General features: G+C 43.7%; 6 protein-coding genes and 1 pseudogene. 4 read left to right on the top strand and 3 right to left on the bottom strand.

What is annotated here, in order from left to right; all coding sequences use genetic code 11:
* Positions 1-642 (bottom strand): sulfite exporter TauE/SafE family protein (locus tag QZZ55_RS17570; RefSeq protein WP_293268725.1); only part of this gene is annotated, 642 nt, incomplete at its 3' end.
* Between the two features lie 274 nt (positions 643-916).
* Positions 917-2,194 carry an aromatic ring-hydroxylating dioxygenase subunit alpha gene (locus QZZ55_RS17565; protein WP_293268724.1) on the bottom strand — a complete coding sequence of 426 codons (1,278 nt, stop codon included), beginning with the start codon at positions 2,192-2,194 and terminating at the stop codon, positions 917-919.
* 319 nt (positions 2,195-2,513) lie between these two features.
* On the opposite strand from QZZ55_RS17565, the gene QZZ55_RS17560 reads away from it, so the two are divergent.
* From QZZ55_RS17560 to QZZ55_RS17550, 3 genes are all read left to right on the top strand, one after another.
* Positions 2,514-3,617 carry a hybrid-cluster NAD(P)-dependent oxidoreductase gene (locus QZZ55_RS17560; RefSeq protein WP_028470184.1) on the top strand — a complete coding sequence of 368 codons (1,104 nt, stop codon included), beginning with the start codon at positions 2,514-2,516 and terminating at the stop codon, positions 3,615-3,617.
* Positions 3,618-3,695: 78 nt separating this feature from the next.
* Complete coding sequence (locus QZZ55_RS17555) at positions 3,696-5,582, top strand: putative nucleotidyltransferase substrate binding domain-containing protein (RefSeq protein WP_293268723.1); 1,887 nt, start codon at positions 3,696-3,698, stop codon at positions 5,580-5,582.
* A 14-nt stretch (positions 5,583-5,596) separates the two neighbouring features.
* Positions 5,597-6,319 carry a 3'-5' exonuclease gene (locus tag QZZ55_RS17550; protein WP_293268722.1) on the top strand — a complete coding sequence of 241 codons (723 nt, stop codon included), beginning with the start codon at positions 5,597-5,599 and terminating at the stop codon, positions 6,317-6,319.
* A gap of 185 nt (positions 6,320-6,504) precedes the next feature.
* Here the strand turns inward: QZZ55_RS17550 and fdhA are convergent, their stop codons facing one another.
* Positions 6,505-7,704: a formaldehyde dehydrogenase, glutathione-independent gene (gene fdhA, locus QZZ55_RS17545; protein ID WP_028470187.1), complete on the bottom strand. Its 1,200-nt coding sequence runs from the start codon at positions 7,702-7,704 to the stop codon at positions 6,505-6,507.
* Between the two features lie 554 nt (positions 7,705-8,258).
* On the opposite strand from fdhA, the pseudogene QZZ55_RS17540 reads away from it, so the two are divergent.
* Positions 8,259-8,405, top strand: a pseudogene (locus QZZ55_RS17540) (GlxA family transcriptional regulator); the annotation flags it as partial.

Below are 8,405 nucleotides of genomic sequence, written 5' to 3'. Positions count from 1 at the left end.
TAAAGTAAATGCAGCAACAACAGGTAAACACCACAAGCTTGTCCAGAACATTTCAGCGCTGAGCTTTTCTTGAATCCCTAGTACGGTTAATCGCATAATATTCATGAGTAGAAAGGAGGTGATCAAACATAAACGAATAGTTTGCAGGGGGAGAGGCTGGCGATAAAATTGATAGACAAGCGGAGGACCCGCAATACTAAACAAGCCACCAAATAAACCAGCAGCGAGGCCCGCAGATATAAATGATAAATGATTGCTCCGCTCCTTTATCGGTTCAGGCTTAAGGAGAATGAATAGGCCTCCTCCGATTATGGTAGCGCCTAAAACCCATTGTAATACCTGTGTGAATTCACTACTTAAATAACTCAATAAGAAAACACCTGCCACAAGGGCGGGAAATAGCCCTAATAGAGAATAGATTAACGCGGGTTTATCCAGTGCTTTTATATTTCCATACAAAGCGATAGGGCCATTGGCGAGCATCAAAAAACTAATAATAACGGATGCGAAGGTGACTGATGCTAGTTCAAACTGTACTACAAAACCTAAAATAATCATCCCTAAAGCAAAACCTGTAACGGTTTGAACGTAGGTGCCCAGAGCAACGATCAGTAAGAAGGGTAGTAACTGCTCAAATTGCATAACAATGCTCACTTCGGTGAAGGTAAACCATAATAAATGATGAGTGCGTTCTTTAATTAATGCTTGTATCTATTTGAGTTTAATCTTAAATACGTAACGAATGGACTGCTAGAGCCAATTTTAGAATAAAAAAAGACCTTCAATGTAGAAAGTGGTTTAGTTTTTGTTGAGCTTGGTAGGAGAGGTTTGTCGCTATATTGGATGGCGAATAAACCTGATCTAACACTGGATGAGAGATCAGGTTTGTATTTATAAACTAAAGCTATACCTGTTGTTACTTTTCTTTGTTTAGGTTTGCTCTTACCGTCTCGCTGTACCACTCCATAAAGTTGATTACAGCAAACTCGTATGTTTTTGAGTAAGGGCCAGGCTGGTAGCCAACTGAATTTATACCCCGTTGGTTTTCTTCACCTAAGACACGGTCTTGATCATTGGTTGCATCCCATACATGACGTAATTTTTCTACGTCGTAGTCGATACCTTCAACAGCATCTTTATGTACAAACCATTTAGTTGTCACTAAGGATTCTTGAGCCGAGATAGGCAACACACGAAACACGACAAAGTGATCGCTTTGCATGTGGTTCCATGAGTTTGGTAGATGCAATATTCGCATAGAACCAAGCTGTGGGTTTTTGATGCGCCCGAGTAGTTTTTTGCTACCTTCGGATCCATCCATCGTCATAGCTTGCGTGCCTTTTTTAAGTGGCATACGCACAATGCGATTGCGCTTACCTGGACCAAAGCTACGATGCTCATGCGGTATACCTTCGGCATCCCATTCAGCGGCTTGTGCGTTGTAATGTTCTACAAAATCTTTGGGTGCGCGTGGGTCATTAGTGTCGTCCCATTCGAGCAAGCTGTTAAGCAGTTCAGGATGGTTAGCTGCACAATGATAGCATTCGCGGTTGTTCTCTATAACGAGCTTCCAGTTAGCTTTTTCATACATGTTGGACTCCACCGCAAGCTTGGTGTTTTCCACATCATATGGCTCCATGTATTCATGCAGTGTTGCTAGAAACTCATCAAAATCGCCTTGAGGTTCTTCTTTTGCAAGGCTAATAAAAATAAACCCGCCGGCTGTTTTACAAAAGGCTTTTTTTAAGCCGTTTTGCTTCATATCGAAGCTTTCGCCCATTTCAGAGCCAGCAAAAAGTAAGTTGCCTTTTAAGTCGTAAGTCCATGTATGATAAGGACAAACTAGGTTGGCAACCTTGCCGCGGTGTTTAGTACAAATACGTGAACCACGGTGGCGACAGGTATTGTGGAATGCATTAATGTTGCCTTCTGCATCGCGTACGATGAGTACAGGGTTCTGGCCGATTTCGACAGTGAAGTAGTCACCCTTGGTAGGGATTTCGCTGGTCATGCCAACAAATAACCACTCTTTCTGGAAAACTTCTTCCATATCTACGCGGAACATCTGTGGGTCGTTGTACAAGGGCTGTGGAAGTGAGTAGTCAGGCTCACGTGTTTCCAGCAGCTGCTCCATCTCCTGTCGTGCATCAGCATAGGTGGCGCTGGTGACGTTTAGCAGATCGTTCTGGTTCATTTCTTCTTATCCTCGTTAGCACCAGAGTGTGCGTAAATTTTTGCTTGTTTCGGCGTAAAACCCCTACGTTATGTAGCAGCATTGACCTTGTGCTAATCCTCTTACAATAGGGCGCAAGCAGTTTGACCATTTACGACACGAAAGCATCTCTAAATCGACCTATTGGCACAGTGAAAATAGATAAGTGTCGCTATAAGCAAGTTTTTGTCGCTATTGGCTAAATGAGTAATGGATACAGGGCTGAGAATGCACGCATAGAGTTCCATTCATGCGAAGAATAATAGAGAGAAGAGCGATGGCAAATCCAGCAGCGGTAGCGGTGAATACCGATGCATTCATACCGGTTAATACACAAACATGGGTGAATGGTCGTCATAATGTACGTTGTGTAAAGGTTATTGATGAAACGTGGGATGTGAAAACGTTTTGTTTTATGGCAGAACAGCCGGTTATGTTCTTTTTTAAACCGGGACAGTTTGTCACGCTGGAACTAGAGATTGAAGGACAGCAGGTGATGCGTTCTTATACGATATCGAGTTCTCCTTCGGTACCTTATAGCTTTTCCATTAGTGTTAAGCGTGCGCCGGGCGGGCATGTGTCTAATTGGTTGCATGACAACTTAGAAGAAGGGCATGAATTAGCGGTACATGGTCCAGTAGGTCAGTTTAATTGTATCGATTACCCAGCAACTAAAGTGTTGATGTTATCGGGTGGTGTTGGCATTACGCCTGTTATGTCGATGGCACGTTGGTTTTTTGATACCAATGCCGATGTAGATATGGCGTTTGTCCATAGCGCACGCACCTCAAAAGATATTGTCTATCAGCGTGAACTTGAGCATATGTCCTCGCGAATCACTAACTTCACTTTACATGTGATTTGTGAAAAAGTTGAGCGTGGTCAATCTTGGTCGGGTTATCGCGGTTATCTTGATCAGGCAAAGCTACTAATGATGGCGCCAGACTTTATGGAACGTGAAGTCTTCTGCTGTGGCCCAACACCTTATATGAAAGCAGTTAAAGCGTTGTTAGAAAGCAACGGCTTTGATATGGATCGTTATCATGAGGAATCGTTTGGTGCTACGCCAGTTGATGTTGAAGAAGATGCAATAGAGCAAGCTGAGATCGCTCAGGAAGAAACTGACGCACTTGTACCGGCTGATATGGTTCGTGTTGAGTTCTTCTCTGCTGGTAAAAGTATACAAATTTCACCGGGGGAAACGGTACATGCAGCGGCTTCTAAGTTGGATCTACAGATTCCAAAGGCGTGCGGTATGGGGATTTGTGGTACCTGTAAAGTGTTAGTGACAGCAGGTGAGGTAACGATGGAGCATAATGGTGGGATTACAGATGAAGACGTTGCAGCAGGTTATGTCCTATCATGTTGTAGTGTGCCTAACGGTGACGTGGTTGTTGATTTTTAATAATGGCCACACAAGCAGTTTAAACGGTTACACATCACTTTGATGTGTAAATAGCTTGGCGTATAAATAGAGAGTTTGATGGAAGCAGAACATATAGAGATTGCGGGGTTTCTAAAACAGTTTCAGCCCTTTAGTGGCTTACCTGACGAAACCATTAATACGGTTGCTCAACAGATAGAAATTGCTTATTACCGAGCGGATAGCGATATTTATCAATTTGGGGACGAGATACACGACTTGTGTATGATCCGCAGCGGTTCTGTTGAAATCTATCGTCGTAATGGCGATCTCTATAATCGCTTAAGCCCGGGAGGGCTGTTTGGACAGATGGGGTTGTTGATGAACAACCGCATTCGCCTGCCCGTTAGAGCACTAGAAGATACGCTCATTTACTTTATCCCTGAATCAGTTTTTGTTTTATTGTGTGAGCAGTTTGAAGCTTTCGCTTATTTTGTCGAAATGGATGACCACTCAAGCTTACAGCATGCAGTATCGGGAAAGGAGAGTAATAACTTAATGGTCTCAAAGGCGACCATGATGATTTCTCGCCAACCTGTGATTGTTGAAAGCAGCGCTAGCATTCGTGAAGCGGCGATAAAGATGACCGAGGAGGGAGTGTCTTCTCTACTGATTGTCGATACGCTATCACCCTCTGACACAGAGTCAGAGGGCCAAGGGCAAAGTGGCGAGCCGCAGGTTGTTGGTATTATTACCGATCGAGATATGCGCACGCGAGTGGTATCGACCGGAATTTCATCGGATGTTGCGATAGAACAGGTGATGACAACCGACCTCCTTACTCTCGATAGTGATGCATATGCGTTTGAAGCGATGCTGTGTATGCTTCGCTATAACTTGCACCATCTCCCTATCTTGGATAAGGGCAGACCGGTGGGCGTTATTGCTGTGTCAGATATCGTGCGCTATGAATCGCAAAGTAGTCTCTACATGGTGAGTACAGTATTTCGACAGAACAGTGTAGAAGAGCTTAAGCTGTTGTCTGAAGAGGTATCTCCCTGCTTTGTACGTTTAGTTAATGAAGATGCTAACTCTCACATGATAGGCAGTGCTATGTCTGTTATAGGGCGCAGCTTTAAGCAACGCTTACTAGAATTGGCCGAAGAGCATTTAGGCCCGCCTCCTATACCTTTTTGTTTTTTAGCGCTTGGCTCGATGGCGCGAGATGAGCAGCTGATTATTACCGATCAGGATAACGCGCTGATTTTAGACAACAGCTACGACTCGAAATTACACAGCGAATACTTTGAGGCGCTGGCTAAATTTGTGAGCGATGGTTTGGCTGCTTGTGGGTATACCTATTGTACCGGCGGTATTATGGCAACAAACCCTCAGTGGCGAAAAACAAGGAAGGAGTGGGAGGCGTGTTTTGCCGACTGGATTGATAACCCTATACCGGAGGCATTACTGAACTGCTCGATATTTTTTGATCTTGAAGGTGTGTGGGGAAAGGTAAAGTGGGCTGAACAGCTCAACTTTTTCGTGGCAAAAAAAGCATCTCGTGAGCCACGTTTTTTATCAAACTTGGCACGTAATGCTCTGAGTCGAACACCCCCATTGGGCTTCTTTAAGAGCTTTGTTATGGAAAAAGATGGTGAGCATCGCAATTCAATTAATTTGAAGCGCCGAGGAACAGCGCCCATCGCTGATCTAATTCGAGTGCATGCATTAGCCGTAGGTTCGCAAGCAAGAAATTCTTTTGAAAGGCTTGACGATATTATTAAAGCAGGAATTGTTCCTGAAGGACGTATTTCGGATTTAAGAGATGCGCTTGAGTTTATATCGATGGTAAGAATCCGACATCAAGCTTTAGATATCGCGGCACAACGTCCAGCAGATAATAATATTGAACCTGAGCACCTATCTGAGTTTGAGCGACGCAACTTGAAAGATGCTTTCCAAGTGTTGAGTAACAGTCAGCGTTTTCTTAAATTTCGTTACCCCTAAATCTGGAATTCAGAATGTCGGGCTTCATAAATAAACATCAAGATAGCATTAATTGGTCGCTTAGAATGAGCGAGCAAGCAGCAGTAGCCCATGATTCACGCTTACGCACATTTTATGAAAGTGGCAGCTTTTCTAAAGATACACCCTTGAAAGAGGTGTCCTTTGTTGCACTGGATTTTGAAACTACCGGTTTAAATGCCAAAAAAGACGATATTGTTAGTATTGGCTTGGTGCCTTTTACGCTAGAGCGTATCTACTGCAAAGAAGCAAAGCAGTGGATATTAAATCCACGCCAGCATTTGGCGGAGGAGTCAGTAGTGATTCATGGAATCACGCATTCTGATATTAATAACGCACCAGATTTAATGGGCATCTTGGAGCCTCTATTAACAGCATTGGCCGGGCGAGTCGTGGTCGTACATTATCGTTATATGGAGCGGGAGTTTCTTAATGAGGTGCTAATAAAGCGCTTAGGTGAGGGGGTCTATTTTCCGGTAGTGGATACCATGGATTTAGAAGCACGTGTTTATCGTAATGGGTTTATGGCTCAGTGTTCGCGTTTTATTGGCCGAAAGCAGACGTCGATTCGTCTGTCGGATAGCCGTACGCGTTATAGCTTACCTTTCTATAAACAGCATGAAGCACTCACTGATGCGATTGCTACGGCTGAGTTGTTGCAAGCGCAAATAGCGCACCGCTACTCCCCAGATACCCCGATTTCCGATCTATGGCTTTAAGCAATTTTTAACGGTATCTACAGTTTCTGATTTTCTCTTTAGTCACAAGAAACGCATCTATTGTGAGCAGAGTATTGAATCAATAATGGCTGCTTAACAATGATGCGTTTTCGTGTTGTGCTAATAACGCTACAACTTATAGCGTTACTAGCGTCTTTGCTTTGTTGTCATACAAGACTAAGGTGTTAAGATTTAACGCTGTTATGTGGATCAATAACGTATTTCTTCGCAGCACCACCATCAAAGTCAGCATAGCCTTCAGGCGCTTGGTCCAAAGAGATCATTTGAACATTAACGGCATCAGCAATTTTTACTTTATCAAAAAGAATGGCTTGCATTAATGGGCGGTGATATTTCATGACTGGACATTGGCCGGTGTGGAATGAATGAGACTTAGCCCAACCCAAACCAAAGCGCATGCTCAGAGCCCCCACTTTTGCTGCGTCATCCATAGCACCTGGATCTTCTGTTACATACAGGCCAGGAATACCTATTTGTCCGCCTGCACGGGTAATCTGCATCGCTGAGTTTAATACTGTTGCTGGTGCTTCTTGGCCGTGGTTGCAGCCACATGCATGTGCTTCAAAACCGACACAGTCTACAAAAGCGTCGACTTCTCGTTCACCCAAAATTACTTCTAGCTTATCGGCCATATCGCCATCTTCGCGCAGGTCGATCGTTTCGCAGCCAAAGCTTTCAGCTTGCTTGAGGCGGTCTGTAACCATATCACCAACAATAACGCAGGCAGCGCCTAATAAGTGTGCGGCCGCTGCGGCAGCAAGGCCTACAGGGCCTGCACCTGCGATGTATACGGTTGATCCTGGGCCAACACCGGCAGTTACACAGCCATGGAACCCTGTTGGGAAGATGTCAGACAGTAATGTTAAGTCTTTAATCTTTTCCATTGCTTGCTCAGGGTCTGGGAACTTAAGCAAATTAAAGTCGGCGTAAGGTACCATGACATATTCTGCCTGGCCTCCAACCCAACCACCCATGTCGACATAACCATACGCAGCACCTGGGCGCGCAGGGTTAACGTTAAGACAAATGCCTGTGTTGCCTTCTTTACAGTTACGACAACGCCCGCACGCTATATTGAAGGGAACTGATACAACGTCACCCGGGTGAAGGAATTCGACATCCGAACCGCATTCGATTATTTGTCCGGTAATCTCATGGCCTAAAACTAAACCGGCTTCTGCCGTTGTTCTGCCGCGCACCATGTGCTGATCAGAGCCGCAGATATTGGTTGTTAACACACGTAAAATAACACCGTGGTTGCATTTTCTTTTACCAATGGAGAGTTCTGGAAATGCGATCGATTCAACGGCAACTTCGCCGGGGCCTTTATAAACAACCCCACGGTTATCAAAGTGGCTAGTCATGTATACACTCCTGTTATTTTTATGGCTGGATCTATTAGCAATATGGCGGTATTGGTATGGTTGTTCGAGCATTGTCGAATGAATACGGCCTTAGAAAGTCACTCTATGCCGAGCGGCGTTTTACGACATGACTGTAACGACCAGATACATGTCTATTTCAGACATTTGATACATTTATTAGTATTTCTTGTAGTAGTGCTGATGTAAGAAAACCACTTTGCATATAGGAGGATTTGATATTTATCAGGCAATAATTCTTCATGTGTCGTTTTTGGATAGGATTTGTTATTTAAGCGTCGTTTTTTGATGTGTTTTATTTTATTTGAGGGATATTATTGGTGATAATTCCACGATAAATTTTGTGCAGAAATAGCAGGGTTACAACAGCTAAAATTTAGTTGCCATTCATGCCATTCAAGCTTGAAAAATGATGTTCTGGAAGGTATGAACTGACAATGAAACTAAAATTTGAACTAATAGTTCTTAGATAATAATTATAAATAAGAATCGACCTCTTACTGTGAAAAACAGAGGGGTTTGGTGAGGACTCTACAATGACTTCAATTGATACGCTTAGCCCTGCGCTCAAAAACAAAAAGCTAACTCGTGTTGGCTTCTTACTGTTAGATAACTTTACTATGATTGCTTTATCGTCGGCTATTGAGACGCTAAGAATGGCTAATCAATTGTCGGGTGAGGAG

Origin of the sequence: Neptunomonas sp. (assembly GCF_016744175.1) — a bacterium.
In the GTDB taxonomy this organism is placed as follows: Bacteria; Pseudomonadota; Gammaproteobacteria; order Pseudomonadales; family Balneatricaceae; genus Neptunomonas.
Note: the sequence above shows the minus strand (reverse complement) of the source record. Positions and strands in the feature narration are given on the sequence as shown.

Coding starts and splice junctions, on each gene's coding strand:
- QZZ55_RS17565 (WP_293268724.1), bottom strand. CDS start 2,194: ATGAACCAGAACGATCTGCTAAACGTCACCAGCGCCACCTATGCTGAT.
- QZZ55_RS17555 (WP_293268723.1), top strand. CDS start 3,696: ATGGAAGCAGAACATATAGAGATTGCGGGGTTTCTAAAACAGTTTCAG.
- fdhA (WP_028470187.1), bottom strand. CDS start 7,704: ATGACTAGCCACTTTGATAACCGTGGGGTTGTTTATAAAGGCCCCGGC.
- QZZ55_RS17550 (WP_293268722.1), top strand. CDS start 5,597: ATGTCGGGCTTCATAAATAAACATCAAGATAGCATTAATTGGTCGCTT.